The organism is Microcoleus sp. Pol12B5 (genome assembly GCF_036701335.1).
GTDB lineage: Bacteria > Cyanobacteriota > Cyanobacteriia > Cyanobacteriales > Microcoleaceae > Microcoleus.
The window spans coordinates 17,293-31,226 of record NZ_JAUBQQ010000007.1; the positions used below are offsets into that span (position 1 = coordinate 17,293).

The 13,934-nt window shown below is 44.5% G+C and carries 19 protein-coding genes; 8 read left to right on the forward strand and 11 right to left on the reverse strand.

The genetic code is table 11. The annotated features are described in order from the left end of the window. Positions 1 to 17 precede the first annotated feature (17 nt). The gene (gene gmk, locus QUA24_RS05980) at positions 18 to 587 is read left to right on the forward strand and encodes a guanylate kinase (RefSeq protein ID WP_333228020.1); all 570 of its coding nucleotides are present in this window, start codon (positions 18 to 20) and stop codon (positions 585 to 587) included. Here the strand turns inward: gmk and QUA24_RS05985 are convergent. Continuing rightward, positions 584 to 1,318 (reverse strand): hypothetical protein, encoded by a 735-nt coding sequence (locus QUA24_RS05985; protein ID WP_333228022.1) that lies wholly within the window; start codon positions 1,316 to 1,318, stop codon positions 584 to 586. The genes gmk and QUA24_RS05985 overlap by 4 nt on opposite strands. A gap of 229 nt (positions 1,319 to 1,547) precedes the next feature. Between QUA24_RS05985 and xseA the strand changes: the two genes are divergently transcribed. Next, entirely contained in the window at positions 1,548 to 2,717 is a 1,170-nt protein-coding gene (xseA, locus tag QUA24_RS05990; protein WP_333228024.1) for an exodeoxyribonuclease VII large subunit, read from the forward strand. Continuing rightward, complete coding sequence (gene xseB, locus QUA24_RS05995) at positions 2,714 to 2,941, forward strand: exodeoxyribonuclease VII small subunit (RefSeq protein WP_333228026.1); 228 nt, start codon at positions 2,714 to 2,716, stop codon at positions 2,939 to 2,941. The genes xseA and xseB overlap by 4 nt, the downstream gene beginning before the upstream one ends. Before the next feature lie 228 nt (positions 2,942 to 3,169). Here the strand turns inward: xseB and QUA24_RS06000 are convergent, their stop codons facing one another. From QUA24_RS06000 to QUA24_RS06030, 7 genes are all read right to left on the reverse strand, one after another. Next, positions 3,170 to 3,457, reverse strand: coding sequence for a DUF5615 family PIN-like protein (locus QUA24_RS06000; protein ID WP_333228028.1), 288 nt, complete (start codon positions 3,455 to 3,457; stop codon positions 3,170 to 3,172). Positions 3,458 to 3,554: 97 nt separating this feature from the next. After that, on the reverse strand, positions 3,555 to 3,815 hold the full coding sequence (locus QUA24_RS06005; RefSeq protein WP_332943370.1) for a DUF433 domain-containing protein: 261 nt from the start codon (positions 3,813 to 3,815) through the stop codon (positions 3,555 to 3,557). A gap of 237 nt (positions 3,816 to 4,052) precedes the next feature. Beyond that, positions 4,053 to 4,907 (reverse strand): DUF1822 family protein, encoded by an 855-nt coding sequence (locus QUA24_RS06010; RefSeq protein ID WP_333210978.1) that lies wholly within the window; start codon positions 4,905 to 4,907, stop codon positions 4,053 to 4,055. Further along, positions 4,907 to 5,875 carry a hypothetical protein gene (locus QUA24_RS06015; RefSeq protein WP_333228030.1) on the reverse strand — a complete coding sequence of 323 codons (969 nt, stop codon included), beginning with the start codon at positions 5,873 to 5,875 and terminating at the stop codon, positions 4,907 to 4,909. The genes QUA24_RS06010 and QUA24_RS06015 overlap by 1 nt, the downstream gene beginning before the upstream one ends. Before the next feature lie 294 nt (positions 5,876 to 6,169). Then, entirely contained in the window at positions 6,170 to 6,379 is a 210-nt protein-coding gene (locus tag QUA24_RS06020; protein WP_333164882.1) for a CsbD family protein, read from the reverse strand. Positions 6,380 to 6,707: 328 nt separating this feature from the next. Next, positions 6,708 to 7,535, reverse strand: coding sequence for a PHP domain-containing protein (locus QUA24_RS06025; RefSeq protein ID WP_333228032.1), 828 nt, complete (start codon positions 7,533 to 7,535; stop codon positions 6,708 to 6,710). 346 nt (positions 7,536 to 7,881) lie between these two features. Continuing rightward, the gene (locus QUA24_RS06030; protein WP_333164886.1) at positions 7,882 to 8,163 is read right to left on the reverse strand and encodes a hypothetical protein; all 282 of its coding nucleotides are present in this window, start codon (positions 8,161 to 8,163) and stop codon (positions 7,882 to 7,884) included. Between the two features lie 472 nt (positions 8,164 to 8,635). On the opposite strand from QUA24_RS06030, the gene QUA24_RS06035 reads away from it, so the two are divergent. Further along, positions 8,636 to 8,962, forward strand: coding sequence for a hypothetical protein (locus QUA24_RS06035; protein ID WP_333228034.1), 327 nt, complete (start codon positions 8,636 to 8,638; stop codon positions 8,960 to 8,962). A 146-nt stretch (positions 8,963 to 9,108) separates the two neighbouring features. On the opposite strand, the gene QUA24_RS06040 is transcribed toward QUA24_RS06035, so the two are convergent. Further along, positions 9,109 to 9,576, reverse strand: a complete 468-nt coding sequence (locus tag QUA24_RS06040; protein ID WP_333164894.1) for a hypothetical protein — start codon at positions 9,574 to 9,576, stop codon at positions 9,109 to 9,111. A 55-nt stretch (positions 9,577 to 9,631) separates the two neighbouring features. Here QUA24_RS06040 and QUA24_RS06045 point away from each other — a divergent pair, with 55 nt between their 5' ends. Together QUA24_RS06045 and QUA24_RS06050 are read left to right on the forward strand one after the other, a co-directional pair. Then, the gene (locus tag QUA24_RS06045; RefSeq protein ID WP_333228036.1) at positions 9,632 to 10,252 is read left to right on the forward strand and encodes a histidine phosphatase family protein; all 621 of its coding nucleotides are present in this window, start codon (positions 9,632 to 9,634) and stop codon (positions 10,250 to 10,252) included. 60 nt (positions 10,253 to 10,312) lie between these two features. Beyond that, positions 10,313 to 10,696, forward strand: a complete 384-nt coding sequence (locus QUA24_RS06050; protein WP_333164900.1) for a VOC family protein — start codon at positions 10,313 to 10,315, stop codon at positions 10,694 to 10,696. A gap of 172 nt (positions 10,697 to 10,868) precedes the next feature. Here the strand turns inward: QUA24_RS06050 and QUA24_RS06055 are convergent, their stop codons facing one another. Continuing rightward, positions 10,869 to 11,159, reverse strand: coding sequence for a hypothetical protein (locus QUA24_RS06055; protein ID WP_333164903.1), 291 nt, complete (start codon positions 11,157 to 11,159; stop codon positions 10,869 to 10,871). A 42-nt stretch (positions 11,160 to 11,201) separates the two neighbouring features. Further along, entirely contained in the window at positions 11,202 to 11,873 is a 672-nt protein-coding gene (locus tag QUA24_RS06060; RefSeq protein ID WP_333062723.1) for a phosphoribosyltransferase family protein, read from the reverse strand. Positions 11,874 to 12,040: 167 nt separating this feature from the next. On the opposite strand from QUA24_RS06060, the gene QUA24_RS06065 reads away from it, so the two are divergent. Together QUA24_RS06065 and QUA24_RS06070 are read left to right on the forward strand one after the other, a co-directional pair. Next, positions 12,041 to 12,727, forward strand: a complete 687-nt coding sequence (locus QUA24_RS06065; protein WP_333228038.1) for a uracil-DNA glycosylase — start codon at positions 12,041 to 12,043, stop codon at positions 12,725 to 12,727. 337 nt (positions 12,728 to 13,064) lie between these two features. After that, entirely contained in the window at positions 13,065 to 13,511 is a 447-nt protein-coding gene (locus QUA24_RS06070; RefSeq protein WP_333228040.1) for a hypothetical protein, read from the forward strand. Positions 13,512 to 13,934 lie beyond the last annotated feature (423 nt).

Consider the following 13,934-nt stretch of genomic DNA (forward strand, 5'->3'; position numbering starts at 1 on the left):
ACGTTTCTATTCTAAAGATGAAATCTGGTAAATTAATTGTTCTGACGGGGCCTAGCGGTGTGGGGAAAGGCACCTTAGTACGATCGCTCCTCAATCGCCATTCCGAATTGTATCTTTCGGTATCGGTGACAACTCGATCGCCCCGTGAGGGAGAAATTGAGGGAAAGCATTACTATTTTGTCAGCCACAGCCGTTTTGAACAAATGGTTGAGGCTGGAGATTTGGCGGAATGGGCCGAGTTTGCCGGCAATTTTTACGGTACTCCCTATTTTGCTCTCCAGCAGGGTACCAGTGAGGGAAAATGGGTATTGCTCGAAATTGAACTCGAAGGAGCAAGGCAAATTAGAAATAAGTTTCCAGAGGCGCTGCGAATTTTTATTTTACCTCCTTCTTGGGAAGAATTGGAGCGCAGGCTGCGGAGTCGGGGTCAAGATTCCGAAACTGCGATCGCCCGTCGGTTGGTGCGGGCTAAAGAGGAAATTGAAGCGGCGGGGGAATTCGATTTCCAAGTTGTTAATGACGATTTGGAAGTTGCTTTGAAAAAGCTAGAATCAATACTTAATTTGGTTGAGCTTTCAGGTAACTAATGACTAATTACCCATTTCTCCGTCCTGGCTAAAACTTCGCTACTTTGTTTGATAGCAACACAAACTTTTAAATTCAATTCCAGAATATTAGATGAAGGCGAAATTTTTCTCAACGGTTCAATTTCGCGAGCAGAACAGCCTAACATTTCCATATAAGCTAGCGTCCAGCCAATAGCTGCAATGTCCCCTACATTGCCTTCTCCGGCGCAAAGGTAACAATCCAATTCGCCCTGCGGCCCACACTCAGGACAAACCCAATTGCCCAGTTGTGAATGGGGCAGATTTATGCGGGAGGCGGATGCAATTGTTAATGCTTTAATATGATTTTGAACTACTTGTTTAAAACCTCGGTTTTGGTTGCTGCTGTGGTCGGAATGTGTGTGCGATCGCCCGATTGCTACTGGTTGCTGTTGTGGGGAAGCAAGAGAGGCTGTTTGGTTCTCCCTGGTTACTCTAGATTCGCCTAGGTTCGCCGTTAGCTGAATACCATAGTCTTTCGACTCTTCAGTCTGAGAGTGGTTGAGTGCGCTGGAGGAATCGGGTTCGGAAGTTGTGAAGGATTGTTCTATGCGATCGGCAAAATCTTGCATTGAGAGGTGATGTTCGATCGCCAAAGACCAAGTTCTTTTATGTCGGAGGTCGCCATATTTTCTGGCTTCTTCCTCAGTAATGCCGATCGCCGCAGCCTCTTGGCGCAGCACATTCATCGAAGTCATTGTATCTGATATCATGAGTTTGTTTGCAGTTAAATTTACGATTGCCCGCTCAGCCTACAAATAAATTACCTTAGATATACTACAATAGTCCGGACTATTTTGAGATCCTAGTGGGAAACCCTTGATTTTCCGTTAGGAAGTCGATTCGGCAATCGCCCTGAAACCCTTATTTTACGCTTGGTAATCGCACACTGCCGGAAGTATTGATAGTAGCCTAAATCGAAAATCGAAAATCTAAAATTGGATGACTTCAATTCTTCCCGATACAGCTTTATCTGTTGCCGGACTAACATCATACCTGCAAGACTTGTTGGAGGGCGATCGCAACCTGCAATCAGTTTGGCTGACAGGCGAGGTGTCGAACGTTTCGCACCACCCTAGCGGCTGCTTTTTCACTCTGTGCGACACCGACAAAAGCGCTGCGATTCGCTGCGTGGTGTGGAATTCTCAGCGGCAAAAATTGGTGCAAATCCCGGAAAAAGGCGAACAGTTGCTGGTTTTGGGAAGCATCCGGGTTTACAAAAATCGCGGCGAGTACCAGTTGACTGTGGTGCAATCGCTACCGGCTGGGGCTGGATTGCAGGCTTTGCGGTTGCAGCAATTGCGATCGCGCTTGGATGCTGAGGGTTTCTTCGATCCCGCCAGAAAGCGCCCGATTCCCGCACACCCGCAAATTGTGGCCGTGGTGACATCAGATACAGGCGCTGCTTGGGGAGACATTCAGCGCACTCTAGCCCAAAGATATCCGGGTTTGCGGGTGTTGCTGTCGCCGACAGGAGTGCAGGGAGAATTGGCTGCTGCTGCCATTGCTAGGGCGATCGCCCGCGTAGAATTGGACGGTAGGGCCGATGTGATCATTTTAGGGCGCGGCGGCGGTTCTGCGGAAGATTTAGCTTGTTTTAATGATGAGAGAGTTGTCAGGGCGATCGCGAATTGTGCGATTCCAATTATCACAGGCATTGGGCACGAAAGAGACGAATCTCTCGCCGATTTAGTAGCAGATAAACGAGCCCACACTCCAACAGCGGCGGCCGCTCAAGCGGTACCAATTTTAGCAGATCTTTACTTTGAACACAAGCAGCGAATGGTCAATTTAGCAAACGCTGTGCGGGCCAGATTTCAGGCAGAAGAAGAGCACTTGCAACTGTTACAAAATCGATTAAAACGTTTGCCTGCGACATCCCGAACTTTGCGGCAAGCAACTGGTAAACTGGAGGTATTGCAAGAAAAGTTATCCGCACTGAATCCGGCTGCCGTTTTGCAAAGGGGTTATGCGGCGGTAATCCAAAGTGACGGTACGATCGTCCGCACAACTGACGGTTTGGAATTGGGAGAGGAATTGACTGTGAGGTTGAGTCGCGGCGTGCTGAAAGTTAAGATTGTAGAAGTATTGGATGCGGAAGAAAAGTTATGATTGATTCGCAGTTGCGCCAGTCTGACTGGAATTATGAGGAAACGGTCGATCGTATTGAAGCGATTATCGATCGGGTGGAATCGGGAGATTTGCCTCTAGAAGAGGTTTTCGAGCAGTTTGGGGTGGCTGTGGAGTGTTGGCAGGAGTGCGAAAGGTTTTTGGCGCGGGGGAAGGAACAGATGGATTTGTCGATCGAGCTTTTGGCTGCGGAACCCGATTTTTAAGCGCAGATTAACGGGGATTAATGTGGATGAAATAGCGCGTTTTGTCGAAAGTCCGACAGCGGATTAATTCCCTGTCTAATAGCGAAAGTCCTCGCTATTAGGAGTGTTAAACTCATGATACTAAATCTGGGTTGGCTACCCCCTTTCTCCTTACCAAACGCCGAATCAGCATCGACATTCTTTGCCTAGAAACCGGGTTACTTTGCATAACTCTTTTATTTGAATCTTTTAGTCAGATTCATCTTCCGATATTGCTTGATACTCCAAAAGCTGTTCCCCTCGGATAATCCACAATTTACCCGTAACTTCTGCCGCCTCCAATCCGCGAATTAATATTTCTACTGCCGCTTGCAAATCTTGCGGTTTCGCTTGAGAAGGCAGACGCAGTAACACAACCCCAGAATAATCAGAAGGATTGTAGCGGAGGCGATTGCCAAACTCCCTATCCAAAGTCACCAAACATCTACCTTCCCTCCGACAGATATCAATCAACAATCCATCCGCTGTTGAACTCAAATTTTGTTCCCTTCCCGTACAGTCGCAACATCGTGGCCAGCTAAACGTAACAGCGAAACAACGCGGATGCTGCCCAAATTTTCATCAAGTTTTAACTTCACTTTAAAACTACCTTTTTTTCACCCACAGGAATTTCGACATAACAATCTCTTGCCAACTCAGCCCCATAAGCAATACAAGCCAAAACGTCTTCTCGTTCAATTCCCGGATATTCCTCAAGCAATTCTTCAAAAGTCATTCCACTAGCGAGAAAGTCAAGAATCAGAGAAACCCAGATGCGATGACCGCGAATACAGGGTTTGCCAAAGCAGATATTCGAGTCGATTGAGATGCGAGACAGTAAATTATTTTGAGTCATGTCTTTTCAATTACATATTTTCCATTGATTCATTTTAATGAATTTTACGATTGAGTTGCGGGGGCCCATAAACCGGGTTTGATGGACGACAATATTTCGTTTCAACCCGCAGATGTGGCCAAAAACCCGGTTTCTTCTGTCGGTGGGAATTCATAAACCGGGTTTGATGGACGAAAATATTTCGTTTCAACCCGCAGATGTGGTCAAAAACCCGGTTTCTTCAGTCGATGGGAACCCCTACAAGTCATCACCATCTCCCCAAATCTCCGCTAACTTCTCCAACAAATCTTCAGCAATCAGATTCAGTTCCGCTTTCACATCCTCCTCAATATCTGAAGCTTTCTCAACAGGTGAAGATTTATCACGAGAGAAAGATATATCTCTATTTCCCAAACCTCCACTGCTAGAACCACTTCCCGCTAAAGCCTTCCCCCCTTCATATCCCCAGTCAGATTTCTCACTACTGTGCAAAACTTTATTCAAAATTGCCACAATTTCAGAAATAGATTTGTTTTGCAAATTCTCCCGAACTTGTGCTTGTACGGGGTCATCTTCTCCCAAATCAGATAGCAACTCTTCAATTTCACCTTGCAACAGCGGAATTGCCAACTCAATCCGATCCAAATAATCCCACAATTCCTCAACTGGTTTGAGATTAGTTAGATAAATTTCTTCATTTCCCTCCTGAATTTCCACAGCCGGAATAAAGCCCAAAACTTTCACCTTATCGAAAGGTTCGGCAAACTGAACGACGATATATGCAATGCGGTTTCCTCGCACTTCCGGCAGAGAAATCGCCGATTCTCCAAGCTGAACCGGACAGCATTCTATCTTGCCAATCCCCGGCAAAACCAAATCGCCGACATCCAAAACCGCCCGCATTGCTGGATTCCAACTATCACCGCCATCAATATCGGTTTCCATTTCCATCCATTCCAAAAAATAGTTAACCGCCCAAACCGCCAGGGTGTTGAAATAAACCCGCTTGCCTTTTTGCGGATTAGCTTGCTCAGAAGCAAATTGCAGAGCTAAATTGCGGGCAGTTTGCTCCAGAGGAATTTGTAACAAATAAGTATCCATGCTATTCACCATTATTCCTCCGGTTGATATCCACATTCTTTAGCAATTCTATTGCCAATCTCTTTGACGAGTTCAAAACCTGTTCTTTTCCAGTGAGAGTTGAGAGTTTGATAGTCAATATTTAACTCTCTGGCAATTACCGATAATTTATCAGGAGGGTCTTTCAGCAGCAATCGCACTGCCAGTATGTGACAATTGGCATCCGGTCGAGGGCGACGATTTTCGGGAGTATTTGGCTGAGTCTTATCTATTTTTTCATTGGGATAACTGTTTCGCAGTTCTCCCGTCGGATCGTCTTCAATACACTGCCATAGTTTGCGGCCGATGCGCTGCTTATTTTGAGCTTGTTCTCTCTCGATGAGTTGCTCAATCCCATTTTTTGTGGTATCGTCTATCGGTTGTTGAGCCTCAAATTCTTCACCTGGGTTGCTCGTAATCGGAGTATCAAAACTAACAGTAAAAATCTGTTGCTGCATCCGGCGATATTGGTCATAGACCTTGTTCTTGAGAGTTTTATTGAACCGCTGAACTACTCGGGTTCGCAACACATCAACAGCGAGATTGTCGAGGTCAATTGCCCGCAAAAATACCGAAAGCGTTTTGATAAAACCGCAATAAGCTTCCTGCATCATTTCCTCTAAATCAATATTAGGATAAGGATGCTTGCGAATTCCGGGCAAATCGGGAATGAGTTGGCACAATTGATTTTTGAGTCTTTCTTTTTCCTTACTCCCCTCTTGCGAGTCTTTCAAGAGTTGTAGAAGTTGGCGTAACTGTTCGTCGGTGTTCACAGGCACGTTCGGATGACATCGAGATAATTCGATTTTCCCAGGGAAAATAGCGCTGTAACGTGCCAACAGTAACAAAGTCAACGAAATCGGTTTGAGTTCCCAACCCGTGGGTGGAAGCAACAAGCTGAAACTTGCCACTACAGGAACTAAACCTGCTAAGGGTTCGACGGGGGTATCATGTCTCGTCATAGTCCAGTTTTTGCGTGTTGATACTCTGATATCGCAGGTTTTGGCGGCTTTATGCAGAATTGAGCAAAAATTTTTCGTAAAGGCAATGCGATAAGGACTGAAGTCCTTACTACGAAATTAATCCGGTGTAAAATTAACAATCGTAGGGACTTCTCCACTGCGCTTTTGAAGAGATGTCGCAGGAGTCACCCAGTTTATGCACATTCCAAAAATAAATCATATCAAACCCTATTGATACCAAAGGATTTGATATGAAGCGAATTCTATTAGCCAGGATTTGGTATAACGCAGTTTCTACAATTTGTCGATCGACTTTTTGGCTTTATCTGCCAGATTTTTCACCGCATTTTTTGCATCTTCTGCTGCGTGGCGGGCGGAGGCTTCGGCTTGTTTGGCTTTACCTTCAACCTGGTCTTTTCTGTTGCCCGTAATATTACCGAAAATTTCCTGAGCTTTGCCTTCTAAATTTTTGCCGATCGCCTTAGCTCTGTCTTCTGTACTCATAATAAGCTCCGTTTGGCAAGTTGCTTTAGTAACATTGTAAAATCAACTCGCCTGCAATTGCCTTTAACTTCATATTAATTTATATTCTGCTTGACCTCGGTCTTCTTCTGATGACTTACTTAGTGCAAATTACTCACTCAAAAAGCGAAGGATTCCTTTTTTTTTACCACTGAATACGTCGGCAAAATTCGTCATAACTGAGATGTTGCACCATTCTCCAGAACGGGCAAGATGCTCGTTCCACAAAATATAAATTTTCTTGTGGAACAGGCATCTTGCCTGTTCATAAAAGCCTAATTGAGAATGGTGCAAAATTCGTCCTAAAAAACTATTTCAAACTCGCCGCAGCAACTTTAATCGGTTCGAGCAATTCTAACGGCAAATGCAGCATATTCAATTGGGTGCTATCTGCTGCTTTCCTTTCCGGATCGGGGCCGTGATAATCGCTGCCACCAGTGGCCAGCAAACCGTAATGAAGACACAAATCTTTCAACTTTTGGATTTGGCTAGAACTGTGGGTGGGATGGTATACTTCAACTCCCATTAAACCCGCATCTACTAATTCTTGTAAAACTTCCTCAACACCGCCGCCGCGAAATAAATAAGGGTGAGCCCACACCGGTACTGCGCCGCAACTTTTCAGTAAATCAATGCCTTCGACGATCGAGAATTTCTCGTAATGAACATAAGCCGGGCCGTCATCTCCCAGCCAGCGATCGAATGCTTCCCGCGATGATTTCGCGTGACCCGCTTTTACAAGTGCAGAGGCAATGTGAGGCCGTCCCGGTGCCATTCCTGGGGATGTTTTTGGCAGTTTGATCGCGTATCCCATTGCTGCTAATTTTTCGACCATTTCCTGCGATCGGCGAAACCTTCCTTCCAGGCGATCGTTCAAAGGAACTCGCAACTTATTTGCATCGGGATAAAAACCTAAAATGTGCAGCGATCGGCCGTTGTGAACGGTGCTGAGTTCGAGTCCGGGGACTATTTCGATACCGTGCAAAGCAGCAGCAGCGAAGGCTTCATCCCAACCCGACATGGTATCGTGATCCGTGACAGCCAAGGCGCGAACCCCCGAAGACGCGGCGGCGGCTACGAGTTCGGCAGGGGTGAGAGTGCCGTCGGAATAAGTAGTGTGACAGTGGAGTTCTAGCATTTTTTCGGTAAGTTAAAGTCTGTAAAACCTGCAATTATTCCCCTCACTCATGTGAGATATAACGTCATACTATTTTAGATTTTAGATTTTAGATTTTAGACTTCGGCGCGAGCGCTATAGGAGAACGATTTTAGATTGAATTAGTGATGCTATAACGGTTGGCTGTTATCGACAATTGCCTTTTTTTTCGTAACTAATTTCACTGCAAGCAAAAGTTTTTTGTAATTTAAATCTGTTAGCTGTAATAATTTTTCCTGCCTTAATTTTGTACCTTTCTGTTTACTAAAACTTTGCGTATGTTGAGCATCCTGTTCGCATTTTCAGTTGAATTCAAATGCAGAACACCTTATTTCTTGATTTCTCGCATTGGGTGAATGACCCCCTCTGGCAATTTGGGAGGAACCGGCGATATTTCCATACTTTGTATGTTGTGAACTGGGATAACTACCAGTTTATCTGCCAATTCGAGAATTATCGGGTCTGCTGTCAACATTTTGTGTAGGCGAGTGCCTAAAGTTGCTTGCTCTCCTACTGTTCCCTCTGGCGCAATGAACTGGAAGTGTTGCTGTTTGCCGTTGGTATAGTGGATTGTCAGATTGATAATTCCTTCTTGGTTGGTTGCTTGCATAATTTTTTTTCCCTAACAGTCGATCGGGACTTGGCAAAATTAACAATAAATCAAAACTGGCGATCGCACCACCGTTGGAAAGCTCGTTGGAAAGCTTTTGACAAGACCAGGCTGTCGGTACGAAAGTCCGGTTACTGCTAATTTTATCACAAAAACTGTACGGAAACTCGCCAACTTACCCAGTATACAATTGCCAGTCAGGCTGTCTTTGCTCCTTAATGCGCTATCGCCCTCGCCAGCAATATTTGGTCGATTGGGCTTTCTTCTATGCCAGTTGGCAAAGTGGCTCAATTTAGCCTCTGTAGCCACTTGACTCAAAGCGGTCTCAAGTCATACAGCAGAGGCATTTGAGCGCTTTGGGTGTCAAGGTTTTTCGAGGTGGGAACTGTGGAGGTTAGGATAGTGGCATTCTGCTGTCACTGCCGTAGAGGATTTTTTTATAAATTAATAACATAACATTCAGGTACAGCTTATGAAATCCACACTTTGTTTTCCCGAAACTTCTCTTCACTCTAACGCAGTCACTGTTAATAATAATGCTATTGACTCTTGTATCTTTGCAGCTTGGATTGACTTAGTAGGAGGAGATTTTGAGAGCTTGGGAGGAGATGATTGGCTTCCCTTGTGCGGCGACATTGATGACGGCGAAATTTACCGGGAATGGTTTTTTTGGCAAGACAGCGAAGTGACTCAAGAGTGGGAAGCTTACGATCCAATTACTAATTATCGAGTTGTGGCATCTAGCCGAGAAATGTTGATTTCTAAAATTGACAAAATAGAAGATGCTAGAAAAGTTTAACTGTTAGGGACAACGTTAAATCTTGATGTTCAACTTTAATAAAATTTCTGTAAACTAACCCGGTTTCTTTAAGGCCTTAAAGAAACCGGGTTTTTAAGACCAAAGCTCTAGGTTTGGGTTTAGTTCCACGGGCAGAAAATAATAATTTATCTCGCTACTGCTTTTTGTTTTTCTCGTTCTAATTTGCGCTGCTTCAATGCGGCCAGATTTTGTTTAATTGTGTCGATCGCAAATCCAGCCTCCTGCTGTTGGTATAATTCGCTGGCACGGATCAAATCTGCAACAGCCTCGTCATCCGATCGCAAATTTGCACAAGCCAAGGCGCGATTGTGGTAAGCTTCTGCCAAAGTTGAAACTTGTTCTACAGCGCTGGTAAATTTATCTTTGGCTTTGCGGTACTTTCCCGACTGATAAGCCTCAATTCCTTGTTGAAAATAAACGGAAGCTTTGCTGCCGCTGTCGGTATCGGGAAATTCTGGGTAAGTTAAAATTGGTTCTTTAAAGAGTACAGAAATGCTGCCCTTGCCGAAGTAAGCCCAAGTCATTGTTCCAAACCCAATCCCCAGCACGAGGGCAACAATGACAGACAGAGCAATAAAATTGGTGAGTTCCATAGAGCAATATTTGTTGTATTATAATATGATAAGTTAATTCCTAACTTCTGTACCAATGGCTGCACGGATTTACCTTAACTGGAAATGGTTTTTCCGGTCGCTAGCTTTAGTATTGTCGATCGGCTTAATGATTGCAACTGCAAGTTCTGACGCAGCAACCAACGCGCAAACTCAAGCAGGGTGGCAATTGTTGCAGCGGGGTGAGACAGGGTTGGTGGTAGCAATGCGACACGCGATCGCCCCAGGCACGGGAGATCCTGCTAACTTTAAGTTGGGTGACTGTTCCACCCAGCGGAATTTATCAGCACAGGGAAGAACCCAAGCCAACCAAATTGGAGCAGAATTTCGCAACCGCAACATCAAAGTTGCCAGAGTTTTATCGAGTCAGTGGTGTAGGTGTTTGGAAACAGCCAAATTGATAAATTTAGGCAAAGTCGAACCGTTTCCAGCGCTGAGCTCGTTCTTTAGGGACAGCAGCAAAGAAGCCAGACAAACAGCGACTATTCGCAAATTAATTGTTGACAACCGCAACACAAAAGGCGCGATTATTATGGTAACTCATCAAGTAAATATTACCGCGATCACTGATATTGTACCGCAAAGTGGCGAAGCTGTTATTCTCAAAAGTGATCGACAAGGTAAAATTCAAATAGTCGGACGAATTGGAGGATTTTAAATAGATAGAAAGTTATAATATTATCAATTTTCCCTTACAAATTCCCCATTACCAATTTATATGAGTTTCCAATACAGCGCCGCCCTAGTGACTTTAGCAGACCTTGATAAAGAAGTTCTCGTTAAATTTTACACAAAATTTCTCGACATAGAACCAAACCCTTATATTCCCAATACTTATGCTGAGTTTCAACTCCCAGGCTTAAGACTCGGCATATTCAAACCCAAAGATTCCCACAAATCGGAATTTGCAAATCGAGCAAAAACAGGCATGAGTTTGTGTCTGGAAGTCAGCGATATCGAAACTGCGATCGCCCGAATTTGGGCTTTAGGTTATCCGCCCAGTGGAGAAATTATCAAAGCTTCTCACGGTCTAGAAATCTATGCCTTTGATCCTGCCGGGAACCGCATAATTTTACATCAATCTAATGAGAATATAGGATGATGGCTAATTATTGATGAACTCTCGATCTTCTCTTCCTTCGCCTCTTCGCGGTTAGTTCAAAAAAACATCTAGTTCACAACCCGCTGAGGATTGCTATATAAGTTATGCAATTGCTTCACCACCTTCGCAATCACATTGTCAAACCCGCCTCTACAACTCAAAACGGCCTTAACTACCTAATCAGTTCAGCAAAACTATAAAAACTGATGATTAATAACAGCAACGCTGTCAGATGAGTTAGCTGAAATTGAGGCCGTGGGCCGATGGATTCCCGCACCAAAATTGAAAAAGACGAACCAATTATATAACTCAAAGACAACGTTAAATACTGCCACTGCAATGTTACACTCCACAGCCCCAGCAACATCATCGCCAAAGTCAACATCACCAACTCAACAAAGCGAGGCGGATTGTGCTGAGTAGACAGAATCAAAGTGTCCAACCAATATTGCCAAGGTCTCATGTGTTAGCGATCGAGCTTTTAGATTTAGCCTTCTAGCTTAACCTACGATCGCCATTCAGTTTGTTGCTGCAAACACCTTAAAGCCTCCGCCGTCTCAACCTGCGGAAATTGCCCGTAAAAGCGACTGACACTGTAAAAAGGGTGAGGAGTCTCCAGAACGATCAACTTATCGCCCATCTGGGCCAAAAATCCCATCAAATCTGCGGGGGCGACAGGCGCGCAAATCCACAAAGCCAGCGGTTGCTGCGACTCCAAAGCCTTAGCCGCCACAGCCATCGTCATCCCCGTAGCAATGCCGTCATCTACCAAAATCGCCAAAGCCCCAGCCGCGCTGATATTTGGGCGTCCAGGAGACAAATCTGCCAGCAGAGATTGAGCATTATTTTGAGCCAGGGGCAGTGCTGATTTTTGCAAGCGTAGATTGTGCTGCTTTTGCTTTTCCCAGAGGACGTGACCATCAGCAGTTGCAGCCCCGATCGCCAATTCTAAATTATCGGGGCGAGTAATTTTCTTCGCAACAACCACATCCAAAGGACAGCCCAAGCGGCGCGCAATCGGCACAGCAACGGGCAAACCCCCGCGCGGCAAGGCGTAAACAATCGGTTTCACCGCCTTCTGTGTCATTAAACTCAACTTGCCGAACTCGTCCACAACTGCCTCGGCCAGTTTTTCGCCTGCATCGGCGCGATCGTCAAAAAACGGGTTAGAGAACATATTTTTGCCTGTACGAGCTCAACGAAATAATGTGAGACTTGCGAGTATTAATTTGAGATTGTGCGATCGACAGCATCCCATACAAGCTTCTAGCCAAACTCAAATCACCAAACCCGATCTAAACTATAAACTCTAGACTCAAAAAAATCTCCCTAATTGTAAAATTTATGTCCAGCGACTTGCAACTGAGCCTTTTTGACAACAATCAAAGTGCCACTTTCCAAACTGACTCAATACCAGCAAATGCCAAAATTCCCATTCCTCCCGGCACTTATCAAAATATGGAACAAATCGGCGAGCACTGCAACCGCTGTCACCGCTGCGAATTGGGCAACAGCCGCACTCACGCCGTCATCGGGCGCGGCAATCCTCAAGCCTCAATTTTGATTGTGGGAGAAGCGCCCGGACAAAACGAAGATGAAACCGGATTGCCCTTCGTCGGGCGATCGGGCAAACTGTTAGATAAGATTTTAGAATCCGTGGGACTGAGTGCAGAAACCGACGTATTCATTGCCAACGTCATCAAATGTCGCCCTCCCAACAACCGCCCTCCGACAGCAAAAGAAATCGAAGCTTGCAAACCTTACTTGCTCGAACAAATTCGCATCTTAGACCCCAAAATTATTTTATTAACCGGTGCAACAGCCCTCAAAGCTTTGCTAAGCGACAAGCGGCCGATAAGTAAAATTAGAGGTCAATGGATTGACTGGGAAAATCGTTTGTGTATGCCAATTTTTCACCCATCATACTTGTTGCGAAATCCCTCCCGTGAACCGGAGACTCCGAAATGGTTTATGTGGCAAGATATGCAGGCTATCAAGGCTAAACTAGACGAATTCAAAGAGCAATTGTAATAATTTTTTGTTTGTGCTTTGTCTGGACGGGTTTCACGAACAATAATTGCCTAAAACAGATAATCTCGTAAACCCACCCCCCACGGTAAATCCCTCAACCGAAAATTCGTGGATTTTCTGAGACCTCTGTCAGGAACAGGCAAGATGCCTGTTCCACAATAAAATTATTTCATGTGGGGGGTACGAGTGGGGCGTCTCGCCCGCCCGCAAGATGGGGAGCGTGTTACTTTTGCTATAAGTATAAATACTGTGAACCCCACCATGACTTTTTTGCCGCTCAGCCGATCATCAGTATAATAGGGAATAATTATCATCTCTTCCCGCTTGATATATAATCATGACAAACTTTATTGAAGCTATTGGTGGACTAATAGGAATCCTAGCTTTTGTGAAAGGCATTCTTGAGTTCGTAGAACTCAATAGGATAAGTAGATATGAGAAGTTTCATGAGATGAGCAAAAGATTCGATGAGAACGAGTCAATCCAGAAAGTCTGTGAGCTTTTACATGATAGCTCTAGCAGCATATTAGTCACAAAACAGGAAAAAGAGGTATTTATCTGCTTTTTGGAAGAGATTTACTTTATGATTATGTCTGGTATAATGAAAAAGGAAATTGCACTGTACACATTTGGCTATTATGCAAGAGAAGCAATGCACAGCCAAAGATTTTGGCACGATCTTGATAGGGGGGAAGAGTATTACACAGTATTCCATAAATTCTGTCGAATGATCTCTGTCTTTGAGCCAAGCAAACTCGGAGTCAAGGAAACGCTGAAATACTGAGCACCATGAAGATACATTCTTAGGTCACAATGTACTTTTGACGGGTTATCCTTTGATTTAGAATTGAATATTTCCTAATTTAGAAGGTCAAAAATCTTCTGAATTTCCAACTTATCTATTTCCACCTCGTGATTTATTAACAACGGACATTATACTAGATATTATAAAAAAAGGTGTTATTAAAAAAAGAGCTACAAGAAATGACACAGGTATAAGTCCTACAACCATCGGCACTCCAACCCAATGGTTAGAACTAACAAAAGACATGAAGCGGCTCCAATCCAGACTGTTAATCAGACCTCAACCAACAACCAACCGGAAGAGGTCTGTTCCACAATAAAATTATTTTCTGTCAGGAACACGCAAGACGCCTGTTCCACAATAAAAATTATTTCATGTGGGGAGTAGGGGTTGGGTGTCTCG

Excerpts from the sequence above, each read along its gene's own strand:
- gmk (WP_333228020.1), top strand. The coding sequence starts at position 18 with ATGAAATCTGGTAAATTAATTGTTCTGACGGGGCCTAGCGGTGTGGGG.
- QUA24_RS05985 (WP_333228022.1), bottom strand. The coding sequence starts at position 1,318 with ATGATATCAGATACAATGACTTCGATGAATGTGCTGCGCCAAGAGGCT.
- xseA (WP_333228024.1), top strand. The coding sequence starts at position 1,548 with ATGACTTCAATTCTTCCCGATACAGCTTTATCTGTTGCCGGACTAACA.
- xseB (WP_333228026.1), top strand. The coding sequence starts at position 2,714 with ATGATTGATTCGCAGTTGCGCCAGTCTGACTGGAATTATGAGGAAACG.
- QUA24_RS06005 (WP_332943370.1), bottom strand. The coding sequence starts at position 3,815 with ATGACTCAAAATAATTTACTGTCTCGCATCTCAATCGACTCGAATATC.
- QUA24_RS06010 (WP_333210978.1), bottom strand. The coding sequence starts at position 4,907 with ATGGTGAATAGCATGGATACTTATTTGTTACAAATTCCTCTGGAGCAA.
- QUA24_RS06015 (WP_333228030.1), bottom strand. The coding sequence starts at position 5,875 with ATGACGAGACATGATACCCCCGTCGAACCCTTAGCAGGTTTAGTTCCT.
- QUA24_RS06020 (WP_333164882.1), bottom strand. The coding sequence starts at position 6,379 with ATGAGTACAGAAGACAGAGCTAAGGCGATCGGCAAAAATTTAGAAGGC.
- QUA24_RS06025 (WP_333228032.1), bottom strand. The coding sequence starts at position 7,535 with ATGCTAGAACTCCACTGTCACACTACTTATTCCGACGGCACTCTCACC.
- QUA24_RS06030 (WP_333164886.1), bottom strand. The coding sequence starts at position 8,163 with ATGCAAGCAACCAACCAAGAAGGAATTATCAATCTGACAATCCACTAT.
- QUA24_RS06035 (WP_333228034.1), top strand. The coding sequence starts at position 8,636 with ATGAAATCCACACTTTGTTTTCCCGAAACTTCTCTTCACTCTAACGCA.
- QUA24_RS06040 (WP_333164894.1), bottom strand. The coding sequence starts at position 9,576 with ATGGAACTCACCAATTTTATTGCTCTGTCTGTCATTGTTGCCCTCGTG.
- QUA24_RS06045 (WP_333228036.1), top strand. The coding sequence starts at position 9,632 with ATGGCTGCACGGATTTACCTTAACTGGAAATGGTTTTTCCGGTCGCTA.
- QUA24_RS06050 (WP_333164900.1), top strand. The coding sequence starts at position 10,313 with ATGAGTTTCCAATACAGCGCCGCCCTAGTGACTTTAGCAGACCTTGAT.
- QUA24_RS06055 (WP_333164903.1), bottom strand. The coding sequence starts at position 11,159 with ATGAGACCTTGGCAATATTGGTTGGACACTTTGATTCTGTCTACTCAG.
- QUA24_RS06060 (WP_333062723.1), bottom strand. The coding sequence starts at position 11,873 with ATGTTCTCTAACCCGTTTTTTGACGATCGCGCCGATGCAGGCGAAAAA.
- QUA24_RS06065 (WP_333228038.1), top strand. The coding sequence starts at position 12,041 with ATGTCCAGCGACTTGCAACTGAGCCTTTTTGACAACAATCAAAGTGCC.
- QUA24_RS06070 (WP_333228040.1), top strand. The coding sequence starts at position 13,065 with ATGACAAACTTTATTGAAGCTATTGGTGGACTAATAGGAATCCTAGCT.